General features: G+C 34.3%; 20 protein-coding genes. 4 read left to right on the forward strand and 16 right to left on the reverse strand.

Annotated features, from left to right (window positions below; genetic code table 11):
- Positions 1 to 18: 18 nt before the first annotated feature.
- From ACJJVJ_RS06305 to ACJJVJ_RS06325, 5 genes are read right to left on the reverse strand one after another with little or no spacing between them, the layout of a single operon-like run.
- Positions 19 to 1,311, reverse strand: coding sequence for a polysaccharide ABC transporter ATP-binding protein (locus tag ACJJVJ_RS06305; protein ID WP_405369574.1), 1,293 nt, complete (start codon positions 1,309 to 1,311; stop codon positions 19 to 21).
- On the reverse strand, positions 1,304 to 2,131 hold the full coding sequence (locus ACJJVJ_RS06310) for a polysaccharide pyruvyl transferase family protein (protein WP_405369575.1): 828 nt from the start codon (positions 2,129 to 2,131) through the stop codon (positions 1,304 to 1,306). Before ACJJVJ_RS06310 ends, ACJJVJ_RS06305 begins: the two co-directional genes overlap by 8 nt.
- Complete coding sequence (locus ACJJVJ_RS06315; RefSeq protein ID WP_405369576.1) at positions 2,131 to 2,988, reverse strand: ABC transporter permease; 858 nt, start codon at positions 2,986 to 2,988, stop codon at positions 2,131 to 2,133. The genes ACJJVJ_RS06310 and ACJJVJ_RS06315 overlap by 1 nt, the downstream gene beginning before the upstream one ends.
- Before the next feature lie 3 nt (positions 2,989 to 2,991).
- Positions 2,992 to 5,451, reverse strand: a complete 2,460-nt coding sequence (locus ACJJVJ_RS06320) for a polysaccharide biosynthesis tyrosine autokinase (protein WP_405369577.1) — start codon at positions 5,449 to 5,451, stop codon at positions 2,992 to 2,994.
- Positions 5,452 to 5,453: 2 nt separating this feature from the next.
- Entirely contained in the window at positions 5,454 to 6,263 is an 810-nt protein-coding gene (locus tag ACJJVJ_RS06325; RefSeq protein WP_405369578.1) for a polysaccharide biosynthesis/export family protein, read from the reverse strand.
- A gap of 294 nt (positions 6,264 to 6,557) precedes the next feature.
- Between ACJJVJ_RS06325 and ACJJVJ_RS06330 the strand changes: the two genes are divergently transcribed.
- Positions 6,558 to 8,444: an ABC-F family ATP-binding cassette domain-containing protein gene (locus ACJJVJ_RS06330; protein WP_405369579.1), complete on the forward strand. Its 1,887-nt coding sequence runs from the start codon at positions 6,558 to 6,560 to the stop codon at positions 8,442 to 8,444.
- Between the two features lie 465 nt (positions 8,445 to 8,909).
- On the opposite strand, the gene rimO is transcribed toward ACJJVJ_RS06330, so the two are convergent.
- Positions 8,910 to 10,220, reverse strand: a complete 1,311-nt coding sequence (rimO, locus tag ACJJVJ_RS06335; protein ID WP_405369580.1) for a 30S ribosomal protein S12 methylthiotransferase RimO — start codon at positions 10,218 to 10,220, stop codon at positions 8,910 to 8,912.
- Between the two features lie 261 nt (positions 10,221 to 10,481).
- Here rimO and ACJJVJ_RS06340 point away from each other — a divergent pair, with 261 nt between their 5' ends.
- The 3 genes from ACJJVJ_RS06340 to ACJJVJ_RS06350 all read left to right on the forward strand — a co-directional run bounded on the left by ACJJVJ_RS06340 (position 10,482) and on the right by ACJJVJ_RS06350 (position 13,515).
- The gene (locus ACJJVJ_RS06340) at positions 10,482 to 11,660 is read left to right on the forward strand and encodes a hypothetical protein (RefSeq protein WP_405369581.1); all 1,179 of its coding nucleotides are present in this window, start codon (positions 10,482 to 10,484) and stop codon (positions 11,658 to 11,660) included.
- A gap of 123 nt (positions 11,661 to 11,783) precedes the next feature.
- The gene (locus ACJJVJ_RS06345; RefSeq protein WP_405369582.1) at positions 11,784 to 12,647 is read left to right on the forward strand and encodes a carboxypeptidase-like regulatory domain-containing protein; all 864 of its coding nucleotides are present in this window, start codon (positions 11,784 to 11,786) and stop codon (positions 12,645 to 12,647) included.
- Between the two features lie 13 nt (positions 12,648 to 12,660).
- The gene (locus ACJJVJ_RS06350; RefSeq protein WP_405369583.1) at positions 12,661 to 13,515 is read left to right on the forward strand and encodes a carboxypeptidase-like regulatory domain-containing protein; all 855 of its coding nucleotides are present in this window, start codon (positions 12,661 to 12,663) and stop codon (positions 13,513 to 13,515) included.
- Here the strand turns inward: ACJJVJ_RS06350 and ACJJVJ_RS06355 are convergent.
- The 10 genes from ACJJVJ_RS06355 to ACJJVJ_RS06400 form a co-directional block, all read right to left on the reverse strand.
- Positions 13,512 to 14,123 carry a DUF1684 domain-containing protein gene (locus ACJJVJ_RS06355; RefSeq protein WP_405369584.1) on the reverse strand — a complete coding sequence of 204 codons (612 nt, stop codon included), beginning with the start codon at positions 14,121 to 14,123 and terminating at the stop codon, positions 13,512 to 13,514. The genes ACJJVJ_RS06350 and ACJJVJ_RS06355 overlap by 4 nt on opposite strands.
- Before the next feature lie 8 nt (positions 14,124 to 14,131).
- On the reverse strand, positions 14,132 to 14,473 hold the full coding sequence (locus ACJJVJ_RS06360) for a hypothetical protein (RefSeq protein ID WP_405369585.1): 342 nt from the start codon (positions 14,471 to 14,473) through the stop codon (positions 14,132 to 14,134).
- A 35-nt stretch (positions 14,474 to 14,508) separates the two neighbouring features.
- The gene (locus ACJJVJ_RS06365; protein ID WP_405369586.1) at positions 14,509 to 16,107 is read right to left on the reverse strand and encodes an amidase family protein; all 1,599 of its coding nucleotides are present in this window, start codon (positions 16,105 to 16,107) and stop codon (positions 14,509 to 14,511) included.
- A gap of 82 nt (positions 16,108 to 16,189) precedes the next feature.
- Complete coding sequence (gene ftsY, locus ACJJVJ_RS06370; protein ID WP_104515549.1) at positions 16,190 to 17,143, reverse strand: signal recognition particle-docking protein FtsY; 954 nt, start codon at positions 17,141 to 17,143, stop codon at positions 16,190 to 16,192.
- A gap of 595 nt (positions 17,144 to 17,738) precedes the next feature.
- Positions 17,739 to 17,891, reverse strand: a complete 153-nt coding sequence (locus tag ACJJVJ_RS06375; protein WP_101012092.1) for a DUF4295 domain-containing protein — start codon at positions 17,889 to 17,891, stop codon at positions 17,739 to 17,741.
- A gap of 8 nt (positions 17,892 to 17,899) precedes the next feature.
- Entirely contained in the window at positions 17,900 to 18,085 is a 186-nt protein-coding gene (gene rpmG, locus ACJJVJ_RS06380; protein ID WP_104515550.1) for a 50S ribosomal protein L33, read from the reverse strand.
- Positions 18,086 to 18,105: 20 nt separating this feature from the next.
- Positions 18,106 to 18,345, reverse strand: a complete 240-nt coding sequence (gene rpmB / locus ACJJVJ_RS06385) for a 50S ribosomal protein L28 (protein WP_104515551.1) — start codon at positions 18,343 to 18,345, stop codon at positions 18,106 to 18,108.
- Between the two features lie 59 nt (positions 18,346 to 18,404).
- Entirely contained in the window at positions 18,405 to 19,661 is a 1,257-nt protein-coding gene (locus ACJJVJ_RS06390; protein WP_405369587.1) for a CinA family nicotinamide mononucleotide deamidase-related protein, read from the reverse strand.
- A complete protein-coding gene (locus ACJJVJ_RS06395) occupies positions 19,662 to 19,997 on the reverse strand; it encodes an Hpt domain-containing protein (RefSeq protein WP_405369588.1) in 336 nt (111 codons plus the stop codon). It abuts the gene before it with no gap.
- Positions 19,994 to 20,608, reverse strand: a complete 615-nt coding sequence (locus tag ACJJVJ_RS06400; RefSeq protein WP_104515554.1) for a fumarylacetoacetate hydrolase family protein — start codon at positions 20,606 to 20,608, stop codon at positions 19,994 to 19,996. The genes ACJJVJ_RS06395 and ACJJVJ_RS06400 overlap by 4 nt, the downstream gene beginning before the upstream one ends.
- Positions 20,609 to 20,610: the final 2 nt, after the last annotated feature.

A 20,610-nucleotide genomic window follows, 5' to 3' on the forward strand; every position in this document is an offset into this window, starting at 1 on the left:
CTGTTTAATTAATAAAATTTAATCTCTTAATACGTTCCATTTCAATCCTGGCATAATAACACCAGGCCTGTAACCAGTATAAACAGAATCCACTCCAGATGTATTTTCTACATCAAAAAGGTACACAAATTCATCGTCATTTATAATCCACCTTAAATTATGTATACTAGCTATAGGTTTAAGCGCATAGGATCCAGCTTTAAGTAAATTGTAAGGAATTTCTACTTGTAAATATTGATCGCCATCCTCAAGGGCTACTATCTCTTCTGATAAATCATCGTGATATGTACGCCATAAAACTACGCCAGATTTAAAATCGTATAAATCAAATCCTATACGCAAGCCTAAGGTAGATTTAAGTACTTCATATTTAAAAGAAACAACAATAGGCATATTAGAATAAAACACTTTGTGGTCAACATCTTTTTGATAAATGGACACGGCCTTTAAATTAAAAACTTCGTCATTTTGATTTTGCAAAAACTGAGATACTAATTCAGATTCAAAATTTGATAATCCAGACGATAAATACTTATCTATTGCAACACTTGACTCACCATCATATAATACACTTCCATCTTCTAATAACAAACATCTAGTACATAATTGTTGAATACTTCCCATATTGTGACTCACAAAAAGCACCGTCCTTCCACTAGTATTAGAAATGTCCTGCATTTTACCAATAGCCTTTTTCTGAAATTCGGCATCTCCTACGGCCAGTACCTCATCTACCACTAGAATATCTGGTTCGAGAAAGGCAGCTACTGCAAACCCTAATCGCACGCGCATACCGCTAGAATAACGCTTTACTGGTGTGTCGATGTACATCTGACAACCAGAGAACTCTACAATCTCATCAATCTTACTTGCTATCTCTGTTTTAGTCATTCCTAAAATAGCACCATTGAGATATACATTTTCTCTACCTGTAAGTTCTGGATGCATACCAGTACCTACTTCTAGTAAACTCGCGATGCGACCTTTAGTTTTTATAGAACCTGTTGTAGGGCTGGTTACTCTAGAAAGTATCTTTAATAAAGTAGATTTACCAGCACCATTCTTTCCAATAATACCTAGTATCTCGCCACGTTTTACCTCAAAGTTTATATCCTTTATCGCCCACACATAATCACTAGTGGCCGCAGCACTGCGATCATTTACAGCACCTATTTTAAGATAAGGGTCTTCTTTACCTCTTATCTTAGCCCAAAATCTATTTAAATCATGACTTAAGGTACCAGTTCCTACGGTTCCTAAACGGTACTGTTTAGAAACATTTACAGCTTTTAAAATAACATCATCACTCATCGCTTGTAGTTTTAAAAGGACACACAACCAGTAAGCCTTGCTGTATATTATGAATTACCTGATTAGATGGTAATGAACTTTCATGATTCTTTATGATAGTCACCGCTTCATTTACCCCTATCTCATTCTTTATAAATTCTGGTTGATAAGTATTTAAACCTACAGCCAATAAATAATCGTGATACTTAACACCATCACCATAAATATTATCTGAAAACTTAACCTGTACAGCCGGTATTTGATAAGCATGTGCCACTATAACACCGTGTAAAGAAGAAGATAAAATATGTTCACAACTTAGTATTTCACTAGTTGTTTCTTCTATATCGTTGGTATTAAAATCTATAATTTTGACACCTTTACGTTGCCCATAAAGTTTCTTTGCTGTTTCTAGGTCAGTAATATGTGGTATGATTCCTAATGTATATTTTTTATCTACTTTAGGCTGATAATATAACGGTAATAAAAGTGCCGGATCTCCATAGACCTCTGGACACTCATAACCTAGTTCGAGGATTCGCTTTCGCGAAAGCGGACCTCTAACAGACAAAAATCTAGCACTAGCTATAGATTCATCTTTATGGTTAATACCACTACCCCATACCGTGCAATAGGTATTGATATGAGCGAGTACACTACCAATCGTTACATATAAAGGACTAAATAGGTTTCTAATAGAAAATTTTTGAGCACGTACCCAAGTTACTTTTTTACCAGAAATTTTTTCTACTAGATATTTACCTAATAGATCGCCATAGTTTTCTTTCTGTTTTTTCTGGATAAAGATTTCACTCCACCAGTATAGTCGTATTGCTGCCATTATACGGTGTCGATAAAAGTTTTTTCGGTTCTATTAAAAATTACAAGACCTACTAAAAAAGCAATAATCGCTATACACGAACTGATCCCTAAACCAGAAAAAGAAATATCACCTGTACCTAATAATAGGTTTCTATATAGTTCTATCACTTGCGCTAGTGGATTTGCTTCTATAATCCATGCCCAATCTGGGCTTTTTATTTTTGCCTCGCTTAACGGATACATCACCGCACTTAAATACATTAATAGGTTGATACCAAAGGAAACTAATATAGTAAGATCTCGATACTTAGTAGTCATAGAACTCAAAATCATACCTATACCTAGTCCTAGTAAAGCCATATTGAGTATGGCCAATGGAAATAACCAAACGTATATAGATGGAACAATATCTCTATCTTTTACAAATACAAAATACAAGTAAAAGATGACAAATATAAGTAACTGTATACCATACTTAAACAGTCCTGACAGCACCTTAGAAGCCGGTACAATAAATCTAGGAAAATACACTTTACCAAATAAGCTCGCATTTGCTGTAAATGTGGAACTAGAAGAAGTTAGACATTCTTTAAAATAATTCCATAAGGTAATACCTGCCAGATTAAATAGAAATGGTGGTACACCGCTTGTTTTAATATCTGCAAATGTGTTAAAAACTAGCGTAAAAACCACACTCGTAAAAAGTGGCTGAATTAAAAACCATAAAGGCCCTAAAACGGTTTGTTTATAGACAGTGACAATATCTCGCTTAACAAAAAGAACTAGCAGGTCTCTATAACGCCATATTTCTTTTAGGTTCAGGTCAATTAATTTTCCTTTAGGCTTGATTTCATAAAGCCAGTCTTTATCTGACATAAATTAGCTCTTAAGTTTAAATATAGATCGTACGACTTTTTTAATTTTCATTAAAAAACCATCTTTCACATCATTTTCATGATATCCATTACCATAGGCTCCATAACCATAGCCGTAACCGTAACCGTAGCCATAACCGTAAGTCCCTTTATCACTAAAATGATTAAATATAAAACTCAGGTTTTTTATTTCATCCCTTTTATATCTATCATTCACCATATCTAGCATTCCCTTTTTAGTATAGCCCTGACGTACCATGTATAGAGATGCATCAGCATGTTTTGCTATTTCTAACGCATCTGCCACCAGGCCTAATGGTGGTGTGTCTAGAATGATGTAATCGTAATTCTTTTTAAATTCTTCTATCATGTCACCAGCACGCTTAGACATAATAAGCTCGCTAGGATTGGGCGGTACTGGACCAGAAAGCGCTATATCTAGATTTTCTATTCCTGCAGACCTTATAATATCATTTAAGGAGCAATCGTTTACTAAGTAGTTAGAAACTCCTAAATCATTATCGATCTCAAAATCATCAAATATCTTAGGCTTTCTTAAATCTAAACCTACCAGCAAGGTGCGTTTACCACTTAAAGCAAAAACAGTAGCAAGGTTGATACTGGTAAATGTCTTCCCTTCTCCACTTACACTACTGGTAACCATAATGGTACGTGAGTCGTGTTGTGATTCTTGATCGTAAATAAAGTGTAAACTAGAACGTATGCCTCTAAAAGATTCTGCTATCGTAGATTTAGGTTTGTCACGCACTATTAAATTAGTAGGATGATCCATTTTACCCACAACACCTAACACAGAAACTGGGCTCAGTTTTTCAAGGTCTTTAGGACTGTGCACATAATTATCTAAAACAGTAAGTACAAAAGCGACTGAAATAGGAGCTGCAAAAGCCACCATTAAAGCAATTAAGTAATTGATATTTGAGTCTTTGCGCTGTCCACCTCTACCTATATTTTTTGCTGCATCTATGACATAAATATCCGACACGTTTGCTGCTTTAACTAACTCTGCCTCTGCTCTTCTAGCTAGAAAGATATTATAAGCATTCTGTCTTAAATCAAACTGACGTTGTATTTTAAGATATTCTTGTTGTTCTTTAGGTAAGGTTTTAATCTGAGCTTCTATTTTATAAATCTCAGAGTTGAGTTGTTTTAACTCGCCATTAAGTTGAGCTTTTGAACTAGAAATATTTTCAAAAATAACTTCTTTAATAGCGTTGATATCGCGATCTATTTCTCTGAAAATAGGTGCGTCTTCTCTCATGGCAAACTGCCTGCGTTTACGCTCTTCAGATAATTGTATTAATCTGGCAACACTTCCTACTACACTACCTTCTGTAATACCAACTACGGTAGGTGCCTGTATGGCTGTGTAATCTGTTTTATCTCTTAGGTAATTGCGTAGGTTATTGTAATAATCTAATTTATTTTGAAGGTTAGTTCGCTGAAATTCAAAATCAGTAAGCTTTGTATTGAAATCACTATTTTGAACTGTTGCGTCTATTAACTGACTCTTAGATTGAAAATCTTCCAATTCATTTTCAGATGCTTTAATAGCTTCGGCTTGGGCTATAAGACTACTATCGATATACTTAATCGTACTGACAGCAAATTTATTCTTACGTTCTAGTTCTCCTTTTTCTAGAACAACAGAACTGGAGTTGATATAATCTACTAACCTATCTTTATTAGAACCTCTTAAGGAAAGTTGTATGATAGAAGAACCAGTAGGCTTTTGAAGGATAGATATACCTTTATAACGACTTACCGTACCCCAGTAGTCACCAAAATTAAATAACCAAGTCCCTTTTTGAATGGTACTGCTGGTCTTTTCTATAGTCACATGTAAAAAAGGCAGATCTATAGGCTTACCAAATTCAAATTTCTGTTTCCACTCTCCTTGTGGAATATCTACCTGACCTGCTTCTTTGGTAAAATAATTAAAAGCACCTGCTTTATTTGAACTAAAATTAGCACTTAACTCAAATTCTTTGTCGTTTAAAACATTAATACGTATGGAATTGCCTTTTATTTGCAAGGCATCTTCTACGGCATAAATAAAGAAAGGTGTTTGCTTATAGGCGTCTACATTATAATACTTACCTTCTTTAATGTAATTGATATAAAACTGAAGTTCGTCCACAACTTTCTCAGCATGAGAGCGTGATTTGAATTGAGTAATCGCTGTAGTAACCTTATCTGTAGTACCACCCCAATTAAAGGTAAGACTGGTATTGCTCGTAAATAACGGATTTGAATTGTCCTTAATACTAATTAAGGATTCCATATCATAGTAGGTCTGTATAAATTGGTTCTTATAATAGGCATAACCTATACCTACACCTAGGCAAAGTAATAACAACCACCACAAGCGTATCAGTTTACTAAAAAACTGTCTAATATCAAATATACCAGTTAGGCTGTTAACTTCATTTTCTTCTTCCATGGTTAATTAGAGATATTGTTAATCAATAAAACAGTTCCTACTAACGCAGTAAACACAGATAATATAGTTGTAAAGGAAGACAAGCCAGTTGTACCTGTACCAAGGGCTTTTTGCGGTAAAGGATTCACCACGATCATATCATTAGGTTGTATGTAATAATAAGGAGAGTACACCACATCTATACTTGTTAAATCTAGCTCGTGTGTTTTCACACCATCAGGATACTGTCTTACTATTTTTACAGCGGTTAAATCGCCCGTAATGGGCACACCACCACCGTCTGCAATAGCCTCTATAATACTTACCTGATCTCTATAGATGTTTTTTTGTCCTGTACCATTTACCTCTCCTACCATAGTATATCGCAAACCATCTAATTTTACGGTAACAAATAAATTTGCGTTTTCTTTAAAATATTCAGTCAGCAGTCTTTTTTCTATCAATTCACGCAACTCTTCCACCGTCATGCCTATCGCTTTTATTTTACCCAATTGCGGCACACGTATATCTCCATGTTGATCTACCGTATAACCTGTAAAATATAAACCACCAACCTGAGAATTTCCAACAGCACTACCATCACCTTGTACGTTAAACATCTTTACCAGATCTGGATCTATAGGTGCTTTAATTTGAATAGAAAGTATATCGTTAATTTGTAAACGATAAGGTGGTTGTATTTTCCTAATAACGATCAAAGAATCGTTTGCGGTATTATTAGACTCTTGTAAATAAGTAATCTTAGATGTAGGTACGCAAGAACTCGCTATTAATAATAAAAAAAGTACCAAAACGCCTAACAGCTTTCTCATGTATAGAAAATAAAGTAAGCTGCAAATATAGAATTATTGAAGTAAAAATCTCTTTTTGATTCCATTCATTAGTATATAATCGATACATATGTTAAAAGATGTATGATAATCTCGCTTTCGCGAAAGCGGAACAAACATAAAACAATCGAGACCACACTAGCCCATCCCTAACTAATTTGAATAACACTAATATAGGAATACCATCTCAAGAGACGTCAAATTTTATGGGATGACCACACTATACTAACACTTAACACCGTAATATTGCATTTCTTAATTTAAGCAGGATTACCAATGAATTATATAACTGTAGAAAACGTTTCCAGAGCATTTGCTGACAAAGTTCTTTTTAAAGACCTATCACTAGGTATCAACCAAGGACAGAAAATAGGTTTTGTAGCAAAAAACGGTTATGGTAAATCTACTTTGCTCAATATAATCACTCGCGCAGAAGAACCGGACAGCGGTAACGTAGCTTATAGAACAGATCTAAGAATGGCGTTCTTATCGCAAGAACCTAATCTTAATCCAGAAATGACTATTGAAGAAGTAATTCTAGATAGTGACGTACCTACGATGAAAATCATAGCAGATTATGAGCACTCGATGGCAAATCCTGATGATGCTGACATGATGCAAAAAGCTCTAGATGCCATGGACGCGGCAAACGCTTGGGATTTTGAAACTAAGTACCGCCAGATTCTTTCTAAATTAAAACTGGATGATCTGACTCAAAAAGTAGGTAAATTAAGCGGTGGACAAAAAAAACGTATCGCCATGGCTATGGCTTTACTGTCAGACCCACAACTTTTAATAATGGATGAACCTACTAACCACCTAGATCTAGAAATGATCGAGTGGCTAGAGGCATACTTTAAACAAGAAGACTACACCATACTTATGGTAACACACGACCGTTATTTCTTAGACCGTGTGTGTAATGAAATTATAGAATTAGATCAAGGACAACTATACACATACAAAGGAAACTACTCTTACTACGTTGAGAAAAAGCAAGAACGTTTAGAAATAGCTCAAACTAATCAAGAAAAAGCACAACAACTTTATAAAAAGGAATTAACGTGGATGCGTCGCCAGCCTAAAGCGCGTCGTACTAAATCAAAATCTCGTATAGACGACTTCTATGTAATTAAAGAAGCCGCTCATAACCGTCGTAAAGATCATCAGGTAGAACTAGAGATTAATATGCAACGTATGGGAACAAAGGTTGTAGAATTACACAAACTGAGTAAATCGTTCGGTGATAAACATTTGATTAAGGACTTTTCTTATAATTTCATACGTGGAGAACGACTAGGAATCATAGGCAAAAATGGTACTGGAAAATCTACGTTCTTAAACATGGTTACTGGTGCACTTACTCCAGATACTGGTAAAGTAGTTATAGGAGAAACAGTTAAAATAGGGTATTACACTCAAGGTGGTATTGAAGTAAAACCTGGTCAAAAAGTCATAGATGTCGTTAAAGAATACGGTGAGTACATCCCTTTAAATAAAGGTAAAATAATCAGCGCGAGCCAGTTACTGGAGCGTTTTATGTTTGACAACAAGAAAAAGCATGATTTTGTAGAAAAACTAAGTGGTGGAGAACGCAAACGTCTTTACTTATGTACAGTTCTCATTCAAAATCCTAATTTCTTAATTCTTGATGAACCTACTAACGATCTAGATATCCCTACACTAAATGTACTAGAGAACTTCCTAATGGATTTCCCTGGTTGTATTATAGTAGTAAGTCACGACCGTTACTTTATGGATAAGATAGTAGATCATTTATTTGTATTTAATCAGTCTGGTAATATTACAGACTTCCCTGGTAACTACAGTGATTTCAGAGCTTATGTAGGTAATACAGACATCGCTCTAGATAAGGATGCCACCGAAGAAGAAAAACCAGTAGTCGTAAAAAAGGTAGAAACCACAACTGCTGCCCCTACATCTGGACCGACTAGAGAGCAACAAAAAATGCTTTCTAGAATGGAGAATAAAATCAAGCAACTGGAAGAGTTAAAGAAAAAACTACAAGACAGCTTCTTAGATCCTAACATTCATGCAGACCAAATGACTGAAAACTCTATACAACTAGAAAAAACTAAAGCACAACAAGAAGAACTAGAGATGGAATGGTTAGAATTAAGTGAGCAAATTGCTAAAAACTGACCTATTTCACACCTTATTATAGATTTAAAACCTTCCTCTTAAAACAGGAAGGTTTTTTTTGTTTCCGTTCCTCAGCCCTAAAGGGTGCGGAAACAAAGGCTTTTTGCTGTTTTGTTGTTTCCATTCCCCAACCCTAAAGGATGCGGAAACAAACGTTTTTAACCTTTATACAAATAATATAAAAAAGGACTAGTAACTTTCCCTTATGCAATATGGGGTTTTGAGGTTCTAGAAGTTTTCTAAAATCTTTTAATCTGTTTCCGTGCCTCAATACAAAACTTTTACTTTGTTTCCATTTCCCAACCCTAAAGGGTGCGGAGACAAAGGCTTTTTGCTGTTTTGTTGTTTCCATTCCCCAGCCCTAAAGGGTGCGGAAACAACTTACATCCACAAAAAAAAGGGACAGAATTAATTCTGTCCCTTTTTGATATAAATTATTTAGTATTTATAGATGTTGCTATAAATCTATTTCTCTTCTACCGGCACGCCAAAAAGATCAAAATCTTCTGCCTCGGTGATTTTTACATTCACAAAAGAGCCAACTGATAAATAATGCTTTTCTGCATCGATAAGCACCTCGTTATCCACATCTGGACTATCAAATTCTGTACGGCCTACAAAGTGATTACCACGCTTGCGATCTATCATCACCTTAAATTCTTTACCTATTTTTTGTTGGTTCAGCTCCCAAGAGATTTGAGACTGAATTTCCATGATCTCATTAGCACGTTCTTGCTTTACATCTGCTGGGACATCGTCTTCTAACTTGTAAGCATGTGTATCTTCTTCATGAGAATAAGTAAAACATCCCATACGTTCAAAACGCTGATCTTTTACCCATTGCTTTAAAATCTCAAAATCCTCCTCAGTCTCGCCAGGGTAACCTACTATAAGAGTCGTACGTATTGCCATCTCCGGAACTAACGTTCTGAATTTCTCTAGAAGTGCATTAGTTTTTTCAAAAGTAGTACCTCGACGCATCGATTTAAGAACTGGTGTAGAAATGTGCTGTAAAGGAATGTCTAGGTAAAAACACACCTTAGGCTCATTTTTCATTACATCTAGAACATCTAGTGGGAAACCGGTAGGGAATGCATAATGCATACGTATCCACTCTATTCCTTCTACTTTTGCTAGCTCACGTAATAACTCTGCCAGTCTTCTTTCTTTATATAAATCAAGACCGTAATAGGTAAGGTCTTGAGCAATAAGAATTAATTCTTTAACACCTTTTGCTGCAAGCTTTTCAGCCTCAGTAATTAGGTCTTCAATAGGTGTACTTTTATGTCCGCCACGCATTAAAGGAATCGCGCAAAAAGAGCAGGGTCTATCACAACCTTCGGCTATTTTAAAATATGCATAGTTTTTAGGTGTGGTTGTAACACGCTCACCTATCAACTCGTGCTTATAGTCTGCACCCAGTGCTTTTAATAGAGATGGTAATTCTGTAGTACCAAAATACTGGTCTACATCTGGGATTTCATTTTGAAGATCTGGTTTATAACGCTCAGACAGACATCCAGAAACAAAAACCTGATCTACCTCTCCATTTTGCTTACGTTCTACAAAGTCTAAAATCGTATTCACCGACTCCTCTTTTGCATTATCAATAAAACCGCAAGTATTAATCACGACTATATTCCCTTCTTCTTCATGCACAACGTCCTTACCACTAGCCTTTAACTGGCCCATCAGCACCTCACTATCGTACACATTCTTAGAGCAACCTAATGTAATTACGTTGATCTTATTCTTTTTTCTTGTTTTTGTTCTCATAAGCGGCTGCAAATTTACGACTTAGCCCACTACTATGTACGGTTAATGGTTGTTTTTATCTCGCTTTCGCGAAAGCGCAACTTTTAAACGCATTTATGATAATGACTACTATTAAAATGACAAACAAACAGCTCTAGAACACATCCTTATTTCTAGTCCATGAAAAAATGAAAGCAACACTTAAATCTTAAATAAATATTAAAATTTAAAACCAATGTACTAGCAGGCGATATATTAGCAGCCAACCCAATCAAAATTATTATGAAAAATTTATTATTATTAACATTGTTAATGATCAGCTATTTATCCTTTTCACAATCTACATTCTACCCAGGAACCTTAACTAAAAACGATGGATCCAAAGAGACTGTATACTTTAAGAATAAAGAATATGTAATTGATTCTAACGGAGAATTAAATATTTACCAACAAGAAAGTGATGAAAGTAAAATAATTATCTCTGCAAATGATTTTACTGAAATAGTGTCTCATAATGATCAATTATTACTAGAAACAACAGTAATAAAAGAACTTAAAAGTACAGATAAGGTAATTTTAAAAAAGCTAGTTGAGGGTGATAACAACTTATACCTTATCCGGCTAGAGGAAAACAATTATTACGTTGATCAAAAAAATGGAATCTATACGTTACTAGAAAAAAGGAAGTCTCAAAACATCAATTCAATTATCTATAAAGAATGGCTTTTCAACAACTTTAATCCATCTAATTTAATGGCTGTTGATTTTTCAAGAATCTCGTACGATCAAGATGATCTAGTGGAATACTATACTGATAATAACCCTAATGGAAATGAGTTAACACTAGAAAATAGGGTTAAACCTATCAACATATCAATATTAGGTAATTATGTAAATAATGATATTTCTCTCAAAACTGCAAGTATTGCCCATGAGAATATCAACAGTTCTAATATCAAAATAGGCTTAAATATCAATTATAATATTGATAAATTAGAAAATAGAGTCACTGCATTTGGAGGATTAAACTATTACACTTCAATAGATGGTCAAGGCAATTCTGTAGTTTTCCCTGAATCAGATATACAACGTAGAAATGCCGTTAACCCTGTAGAATTTAATTACTGGTCATTTAATCTAGGTGTACAATATAACATAAACTTTAATCGATTCAGCTTATCTCCTTATTTGAGCTATGAGTCACTTTATTTAACATCTGACAACAGAATTGCTGCGATATTTGAAGATGGCACTACCTTTTATGATTCTAGTAATTTTATCAAGGACCCTACTGCAATCAACTTAGGTTTTAAAGTTACCGCATTTAAAAATATTATAGCGACAGTAGAATATAGTTATCTCACAGACATAGCTACAAAGTATACTAATGGTTTAGACAGTCAAATTATTGAGGCTAAAATTAACAGACTAAGTATAGGGATAGGCTATAAAATATTTTAATAACTAATCAGACTTCATTAAAAACGTATCAAAGAAACCTTTGATACGTTTTTTTTTGAGCTGAACTCAAATTATATTGATGGTTTAAAATTAATCAGTATCTTAAATGTTTTATTCTATTTTATGAAAAGTCTATTCATAATTTTAAGCCTTTTAACTACCATTTTTTGCTTCTCACAAAGAACAATTACTGGGACGGTTAGCGATGTTAATGGAAAACCTATTCTTGGTTCCACCATTAAAGTGAAAGGAACATTCATTACAACTGTATCAGACCTTAGTGGTAAATATTCCATTGCTATTAATCAAAATGATTTTTTAGAATTTTCATTTTTTGGATATAAGACCAAGGAAATTAAAGTAGAAAATCAAGAGGTGATCAACATTGAACTTAAGGAGGATCCGGCTTTTATAAACGTTTACATAGGAAGAGGAAGAGAACAAGATCTGAAATTAATCACAAGAATCAATTATGAAACTTATGGTTTTCATTTTTCTAGTAAACCCAGAATAATATCTAGACCTTATTCTTTTGATTTTGGAGCACAATCTGGTTTTAATGGAAACTATAATTATAATTTAGGTTTAGAACGTAACATAACTTTTAAAGATTACACTTCGATAGATCTAAAAGCCGCTTTTGAAACGGCAAATTTTAATGATAATCAGTATCATAGTTATAAAATAAGTCTGAGTAAATTATTTAGTATTATCTCAGCAACTAAGCATCAACAATTTAGCCTAATTAGTGGTTACATGAATTATGACGGGCGTTTTGATAGTAATCAAATAGGTTACGGTTTAGGATTGAAAAAAGAAATATGGAATTTAATCCTAAGTTCAAGTTTCATTTATTGGCAAGATTTCAATGAATTGAACGCCCAAATTGTTTACTACATTAATAATTTTAATTTAAATATAGGCTACAAACACCTCGCTAGTTATGAAGAATTTCAACTAGGCATTGGTTATCATTTTTATTTCTAACTTCACCCAACTTATGAAATCTCTCCTATTGCTTTTAAGCCTTTTAATTACCAGTTTTTGCTTCTCACCAAGAATAATTACCGGAACAGTTAGCGATGCTGACGATAGTCTTCTAGGAGCTATAGTTACAGTAAAAGGAAGTAAAATCTATACAGAAACTGATTTTGATGGAAACTATTCTATTGAAGCTAAGAGTACAGATACTTTAGTATTTTCTTATACTGGTTATGATTCTCAAGAAGTCATAGTCAAAAACCAAACTGTTATTAATGTTGAATTGTCATTTGATGGTATAATCGGTTGTCGTTTCCCATTAGCTGCAAAAGAAAACATTAAATTGATCTATGGTGTAAATTATAATACCTACGGTTTAAAATATCGCAGTGAAGAAATTTCTCTTTTTGATATCAAACCTAGTATTCAGTATTCAACTGGTTTTGATAGTAATTCATACAACTCATTTAGCTTAAGAAAAAACTTCTACATTAACAATGAAAAACTAACTGCTACAGTTGCTTTTGAAACAGCCGACTTCAATAACTTACAATATCATAGTTATAAGTTTGAGGCTGAAAAAGGTATTGAGGTATTTAATCGCTATGATTTTATACATTTCAAATTAATTACAGGTTATGTCAATTACGACAGCTCTTCTAATATGAATAAAATAGGAGTGGGCTTGGGAGTTGAGAAGAAATATTTTCACGATTACATTGTAGGTGCAAATTTCATCCATTGGCAAGAATTTAATGAATTCAATGCAAATGCTTCTTATAATTGGAGAAGATGGAATATTTCAGGCAATTACAAACACCTCGCTAGTTATGAAGAATTTCAACTAGGATTAGGATACTCCTTCTATTTCTAAAACTTCCTAAAACTCTTAAAACCTTTTTTAACACCTGCCGTTACTTCTAGTGGTAAATAATTCTCTGCAGAAGGAATCGGACATGAAAACCGATTACTATAAGCACAATAAGGATTATACGTATTATTGAAATTAAGAACTACTTTTTCACTTAATGGGGATCTCAATTCCATATAACGCCCAACGACATAAGAGCCTTTATCGTTAGTCATATCTGTAAAAAAAACCGATAGGTAATTGTAGTACTCTGGATCATCTTTTAAACTAGGGCTAGATAAAACTAGTAATTTACATTTCTTCCCTTTTAAGGTAAAGTGTAAATAGCCGTATTTTACATAAGAAGCAATGCGAGAGGTAGATGTTGCTAGCTTCACCTCTTCTGTATTATTTATTTTTTCAAATCGAGCCTCAACAACAAATTCAGGATCAAAATCATAGAAATTCAAATAGCCGAAGGTTTTTCTTTCTTTGGCTGTTAATACATTATTCTCTCCCGACTTATATTCGGCAGATAAATTCTTGCGGTAGTCTAATGATTCTTGCTCATAATCTTGTGCCGATAATCCTAAACTGAAAACTAATACTAAAAAGGTGAAAGTAATTTTCATAAGATCATTTAATAAAATGGTGTCGCACTTATATTCCAAATATACCCTGCTATTTCATTATAATAAAATCGAGACAGCGTGACGATTAATGCAGCAATAACCGTTACTATCCAATGGTAGTTTTTAAATAAAACGCTAGCGCCGGTTAGTATTAATACTATCAAATGAATAGCCGCCATTAAATAAAGTGGATAATAAGCATTTGATGGAGCAAGTGGATTATCCCACACCGGATTTGTAAAAATTTGTCCAATAACAACACATAAATAAAAAGCAGCATAAATAGCAATCACTTTAGTTACAGTCGCGATACTCTTACTATTCCATATAGGCGGTCTTGTTTCTTCCAATTTCTATGCTGTTATAAATTCTTAAAATGTATGTCCTAATTTTTATAATCTTGTGGCATGACTCTATGATGAGTCATTTTCTCATAAGCGGCAGCCCAATTAAAAAGTAGCCTGTCTTCTTCATTAGGTGCTATAAAAGTAAGTCCATAAGGTTCTCCTTTGTCGTCATAACCCATAGGAACTGTCATCGCTGGAAAAAAAGCAACAGCAGCGGTACCTGCGGTGTAATTATTAATGGAGATAAAACCACTTAAATCATGAGTCTTTATGAGTTTATCAAAATATTCTTGCGCTCTAGCCGTCATAGCGGTCTTAAATTCCCAAAACTCTCCATCTGTTATACTAGGCTCGTCAATAATACCCTGGAATAAACTTTGCCCATAAGGCATAGATCGTATCGAGTCTTTTTTATTTAAATCAATAACTGTTTTCACATCCCAACCGCGATACGTAGAATTAGACTGACCTGCAAAATAAGCAGGAAGATCTCTCTTCATATCGGCATTAAGCAATTTTAAAAAACCATCTAATTGCGGTCTTGTATCATTTAACTCTATAAGCACCGCACCAGCTTTTTCTAGATCTAACAATGCTTGTGCATATAAAGGATTCTCTCTGAAAGAGGTCCATACTCCAAAACGCACACCTTTTACAGTTGCATTTTCTAAATTATGAGCACCAGATCTCTCTATTAATTCAAATGGTACACCTAGTGCTTGAGATAAAATAGCATTATCTATAACATTTTTAGTCATAGGTCCTGCGGTATCTAAATAACTAGAAATAGGCACAATTCCAGAACCACTAAAAGTCCCTGTAGATGGCTTATAACCTACAACACTATTTTGAGACGATGGTGATAATATCGACCCAGAAGTCTCTGTACCAATAGCAGCAACAGCAAAATTTGCAGCAACTGCAACACCACTACCACTACTAGAACCACCTGTATCTAGAGACCTTCTTCCGTATGGATTTAAAGTCTGTCCACCTACTGCACTATAGCCACTAGGACAGTCCCCACAGAAAAAGTAAGCCCACTCACTTAAATTAGCTTTACCTAAAATAACAGCTCCTTCTTGTCTCAGGTTATTAACAATTTTAGCATTTTGAGAAGTTTGATTACCTATCAAAACAGCTGCACCAGCCGTGGTAGGCATATCTATTGTATTGATATTATCCTTGAGTAATAGAGGCATACCTCTCAAAGTATGGTAAACTATATCTGCACCATCTTCCTTTAGGAAAGCAAGGTCTTTGTCGGCTGCATCTGCTTGCTTTAAGACATTAGGATTAATGCTGATTACTGCATTAAGTGATTTTGAATTTTCTCTATCATACTTATAAATTCTTTTTAGATAAAACAGAGTAAGATCACGATAAGAAAGTTGCCCACTAGCAATGGATTCTTGGATTTCAGGAATACTCTTCTCTAGAATTAGATCTTTTAAGTTTCCGCTTTCGCGAAAGCTAACCACCTCATCTAGCAAATCGCCAAAAATCTGATCTTTTACCAGGTACTTAGAATCTATTACTTTAAATTCTCTAAAATCTTTACTTGATGATTTAACACCTGTATCTGAAGATTTACATGCTAAAAAAAGCAGCGGTAAGAAGTATAAAATTTTTCTCATTTGGTAATTTTGTATAAAAATAAAACTCTCGCAGATATAATTAACTATCTACGAGAGTTCTAAATATATGTTTTAATGTATTCTAATTGAAGAAACTGTCTACAAATTCTACTTTATTAAAAACCTGTAAATCTTCTACTCCTTCTCCCACACCTATATAACGTACAGGAATTTGAAATTGGTCAGAAATACCGATCACTACACCACCCTTTGCAGTACCATCCAGTTTTGTAACCGCAAGACTACTTACTTCGGTAGTAGCTGTAAATTGTTTTGCTTGTTCAAAAGCATTTTGCCCTGTAGATCCATCTAGCACTAACATAACGTCATGCGGTGCGTTAGGTATTATTTTTTGCATTACTCGCTTTACTTTAGAAAGCTCGTTCATCAGGTTGATTTTGTTATGCAAACGACCTGCGGTATCAAGAAGTACAACGTCTGCATTTTGAGCTACTGCACTTTGTAAAGTATCAAAAGCAACACTAGCAGGGTCACTACCCATATCTTGCTTAACGATTTCTACACCTACACGTTGCGCCCATATATCTAGTTGATCTACTGCCGCGGCTCTAAAAGTATCTCCTGCACCTAATACAACTTTTTTACCAGCCTTTTTAAGTTGGTAAGCCAGCTTACCTATGGTAGTCGTTTTACCAACACCGTTAACACCTACTATCATTATTACATAAGGACCGTCAGTTTCTGGAATAGTAAATTCTGTAGCATCGCCATGATTTACCTCACTCATTAATCCTGCAATCTCCTCACGTAAAATACCATCTAGCTCTGACGTACCTAAATACTTATCTCTTGCTACACGTGCCTCTATACGATCTATAATTTTTACCGTAGTAGCTACTCCTACATCACTAGAGATCAACACGTCCTCGAGATCATCGAGAACATCTGTATCTACAGTAGACTTTCCAGCTACGGCTTTACCTAATTTATCAAAAAAGCTGGTTTTAGACTTCTCCAGCCCTTTATCTAGGGTTTCTTTTTTTTCTTTAGAAAATATTTTTTTGAAAAAACTCATGGTTTGTTTAAAAGTGATACAAAAATAGGAAAGTTAATTGCAATAACGACTATCGATATGATTAAAGGATGGTTATAAGTAAATGAATGATAGATTTACAACCAGACAAGCCTATTTCAACACACTAACGGAACTAAAAATATGAATCTATTTAATATTGCTGGACGCACACAAGTAACTATGATAACAAATGTTAAAATTAAGACTTGAAATTGTTAGCCTAAAAAAAATATTAAATTCTTTTAAATAAGCACGAGAGCATATAATCCATTATTTAATTAAATAGAAGTAAAAATTAAAATACATGTAATTGCTACGTTTATAATTTACAGCTAGAGCTAAGAATACTCTATAACGTAGAAAAGGTCAACATTTAATTATAAAATTAATTTTACATTTAAATGAAGAGATAGAAAATAAAAAAACACCATAAACATGGTGCTGCAAAATACTTTAAAGAATGAAGTGTCTTACAAATAATGCCCTAATAGTGTATCAAATCTTAATGAGTAAGAATAGACTTTAAAACTAATAGGGATATAATAAAAAAACGTCTTACTTTTCAGCAAGACGTTTTTACGTTTTAATAACCAACTTATTTCTTATTCAAGAAATCGTTTACTAAATCTGGCGCCATAATAGCACTTACAAATGTATAAGCTCCTGTTTTAGGAGATTTTACCATTTTGATTGCTTTCGTTAATCTTACATTTCCCGTTTGTAGGGATGCGATGGATTTCTTTGCCATGTCTTAAATTATTTAATTTCTTTATGAACAGTCATACGCTTCAAAACCGGATTGAATTTTTTAATTTCAAGACGATCTGGCGTGTTCTTCTTATTCTTTGTCGTGATGTAACGAGACATACCTGGCATTCCAGATTCTTTGTGCTCTGTACATTGTAGAATCACTTGAATTCTATTTCCTTTACTTTTTGCCATCTTATATAACTTTTATAAAACTACTTAGTATAAAGACCCTTAGCACGGGCTTCTTTAATTACTTGAGTAATTCCTTTCTTGTTGATGTTTTTTATTGCTCTAGTAGACACTTTTAAAGTGATCCACTTATCTTCTTCAGGTAGATAGAATTTCTTCTTGAAAAGGTTAACGTTGAATCTACGCTTAGTTTTATTCATAGCGTGAGAAACGTTGTTCCCAGTCATCGCTCTTTTACCAGTAAGTTCACAAACTCGAGACATGATTATTGTTGTTTAAAATCGGAATGCAAAATAACGATATATTATTCGATCTCACAAGTCTATTGACCACCCTTTTTCAATAATTCTTTTTGAAGCAATTCAAACGCCTTATTTACCGTCTTCTGAATCACTCTTTCTCGATGATTTCCCATCATGAATTTTAACGCAAAACTCTCATCCTCTGTAGCTATACCAATGTATACAGTCCCTACCGGAGCATCGCTATCACCCTTTGAGGGACCAGCATTACCTGTGGTCGCAATAGCATAATTTGATTCAAATTTTTTCTTTGCAGCCACAGCCATCGCCTCTGCAACTTCATGACTTACTACCGAGTATTTATCTATTAACGTCTCGTCGATGCCTAAGATGTCCACTTTGGACGCTGTAGCATAAGTTATCGTGCTTCCTTTAAAAAATTGTGAAGCTCCAGGAATTTCGGTGATTAAATTTGCGATTTTACCGCCGGTACAACTCTCTGCAGTTGCTAGACTTTTATTCTGTTCTTTAAATAAACGACTCACCTGATCTACTAGACCTTCTTCATTACTTTCTCCCACAATAATATCTGGAATAAGTAAGTACAATTCTTTTATTTGATCATCTACACTTTTAAGAATGTGACCTTTATCCATTCCCTTACTACTCAACCTTAAACGGACTGTACCTAAACTAGGCAAGTAAGCTAACTTGATAGATGTTGGTAAATTATTCTCCCAATCTTCTAATCGAGTAGCTATGGTACTTTCTCCCTGTCCAGCCGTTAAAATAGTCCTGTGGTGTATAAATGGCAATCCCGGCATTGCTTTTAACCTAGGTAAAACTCCTGACAACATGATCTCCTTCATCTCAAAAGGAACTCCTGGCATAGATATTAATACAACACCGTTATTCTCAAACCACATTCCTGGTGCCGTACCAAAGTCGTTTTTAATAATCTGAGCCTGAGAAGGTACAAGAGCCTGATCTTTATTCATATCTACCATAGCATCTTTTACATATTTTGCAAATAATTGCGTCACATGATCTAGAACATCTTGATTAAGTACAAGAGTATCATTTGTATACTCACAGATTGTTTTCTTGGTTATATCATCTTTTGTAGGACCTAAACCACCAGTCATGAGCACGATGTCAGATTGGGATTCCGCTTTCGCGAAAGCGGACAAAATATGCTCTCTATTATCACTTATAGAAATAATCTCATACACATCTACTCCTATTTTATTGAGTTCTTGAGCCATCCATTCTGAATTAGTATCCACAATCTGACCGATGAGAATCTCATCACCTATAGTTATAATAGTCGCTTTCATTTAGAAATCTCTTTTGAGCTGGATTAATATTTCGCTTAAATTTTGATTAAGACGCAGGAAATCTTCTTTAATATTTAATTCTACATCGCTTTTACCCCACAATTCTAAGGCTGCAGCATGTCTAAAGGACTCTATACCGAATAGTTCTAGAGTCGGTTTTATCCTGTGAGCATAACGATGTACCCCAGCACGATCTTGCTCACTTACAGCTACTGCAAGACGTTCTAGATCGCGAGGTATATCTTTTATAAATGTATGCACCATGAGTTTAACAAAATCGCTGTCATTATCTGACATAGCTATAACGTTTGTTAAGTCGTAGGATATTTGTTTCATTTCACTTTAATATCAAACATCTCCTTACCGTGAAGAACACCTTTTAAAACGTCATTTTCTCTCACTTTTGAAACTCCGGCCGGAGTTCCTGTAAAGATCAAATCACCTATTTTAAGTGTAAAATATTGAGATACGTAAGCTATAATCTCATCGATTTTCCACAACATATGTGAGGAATTTCCATCTTGTTGCAACTGTCCGTTTTTAAACAATTGAAAATCGAGGTTATCCATTTCTGGAAGCTCTTTTTTATTTACAAACTCTCTAGAGACTACTGCTGCTCCGTCAAAAGCTTTTGCTTTTTCCCATGGCAGCCCTTTCCCTTTAAGTTTTTGTTGCACATCTCTAGCAGTAAAATCTATTCCTAAACCTATTTCTTCATAGTATTTATGAGCAAATTTTTGATCTATATGCTTCCCTATACGATTGATTTTCACAATAATCTCTACCTCATGGTGCACGTCATCTGTCCATGGTGGTATAAAAAACGGTTGTTTATGTAATAATATAGAAGTGTCTGGCTTTAAAAAAACGACAGGTTCTTCTGGACGCTCGTTTGCTAGTTCTTCTATATGATCTGTATAATTACGACCTATGCATATAATCTTCATAT

This window comes from Nonlabens sp. Asnod2-A12 (genome assembly GCF_045063745.1).
In the GTDB taxonomy this organism is placed as follows: domain Bacteria; phylum Bacteroidota; class Bacteroidia; order Flavobacteriales; family Flavobacteriaceae; genus Nonlabens; species Nonlabens xylanidelens.

Excerpts from the sequence above, each read along its gene's own strand:
- ACJJVJ_RS06305 (WP_405369574.1), bottom strand. The coding sequence starts at position 1,311 with ATGAGTGATGATGTTATTTTAAAAGCTGTAAATGTTTCTAAACAGTAC.
- ACJJVJ_RS06310 (WP_405369575.1), bottom strand. The coding sequence starts at position 2,131 with ATGGCAGCAATACGACTATACTGGTGGAGTGAAATCTTTATCCAGAAA.
- ACJJVJ_RS06315 (WP_405369576.1), bottom strand. The coding sequence starts at position 2,988 with ATGTCAGATAAAGACTGGCTTTATGAAATCAAGCCTAAAGGAAAATTA.
- ACJJVJ_RS06320 (WP_405369577.1), bottom strand. The coding sequence starts at position 5,451 with ATGGAAGAAGAAAATGAAGTTAACAGCCTAACTGGTATATTTGATATT.
- ACJJVJ_RS06325 (WP_405369578.1), bottom strand. The coding sequence starts at position 6,263 with ATGAGAAAGCTGTTAGGCGTTTTGGTACTTTTTTTATTATTAATAGCG.
- ACJJVJ_RS06330 (WP_405369579.1), top strand. The coding sequence starts at position 6,558 with ATGAATTATATAACTGTAGAAAACGTTTCCAGAGCATTTGCTGACAAA.
- rimO (WP_405369580.1), bottom strand. The coding sequence starts at position 10,220 with ATGAGAACAAAAACAAGAAAAAAGAATAAGATCAACGTAATTACATTA.
- ACJJVJ_RS06340 (WP_405369581.1), top strand. The coding sequence starts at position 10,482 with ATGAAAAATTTATTATTATTAACATTGTTAATGATCAGCTATTTATCC.
- ACJJVJ_RS06345 (WP_405369582.1), top strand. The coding sequence starts at position 11,784 with ATGAAAAGTCTATTCATAATTTTAAGCCTTTTAACTACCATTTTTTGC.
- ACJJVJ_RS06350 (WP_405369583.1), top strand. The coding sequence starts at position 12,661 with ATGAAATCTCTCCTATTGCTTTTAAGCCTTTTAATTACCAGTTTTTGC.
- ACJJVJ_RS06355 (WP_405369584.1), bottom strand. The coding sequence starts at position 14,123 with ATGAAAATTACTTTCACCTTTTTAGTATTAGTTTTCAGTTTAGGATTA.
- ACJJVJ_RS06365 (WP_405369586.1), bottom strand. The coding sequence starts at position 16,107 with ATGAGAAAAATTTTATACTTCTTACCGCTGCTTTTTTTAGCATGTAAA.
- ftsY (WP_104515549.1), bottom strand. The coding sequence starts at position 17,143 with ATGAGTTTTTTCAAAAAAATATTTTCTAAAGAAAAAAAAGAAACCCTA.
- ACJJVJ_RS06375 (WP_101012092.1), bottom strand. The coding sequence starts at position 17,891 with ATGGCAAAGAAATCCATCGCATCCCTACAAACGGGAAATGTAAGATTA.
- rpmG (WP_104515550.1), bottom strand. The coding sequence starts at position 18,085 with ATGGCAAAAAGTAAAGGAAATAGAATTCAAGTGATTCTACAATGTACA.
- rpmB (WP_104515551.1), bottom strand. The coding sequence starts at position 18,345 with ATGTCTCGAGTTTGTGAACTTACTGGTAAAAGAGCGATGACTGGGAAC.
- ACJJVJ_RS06390 (WP_405369587.1), bottom strand. The coding sequence starts at position 19,661 with ATGAAAGCGACTATTATAACTATAGGTGATGAGATTCTCATCGGTCAG.
- ACJJVJ_RS06395 (WP_405369588.1), bottom strand. The coding sequence starts at position 19,997 with ATGAAACAAATATCCTACGACTTAACAAACGTTATAGCTATGTCAGAT.
- ACJJVJ_RS06400 (WP_104515554.1), bottom strand. The coding sequence starts at position 20,608 with ATGAAGATTATATGCATAGGTCGTAATTATACAGATCATATAGAAGAA.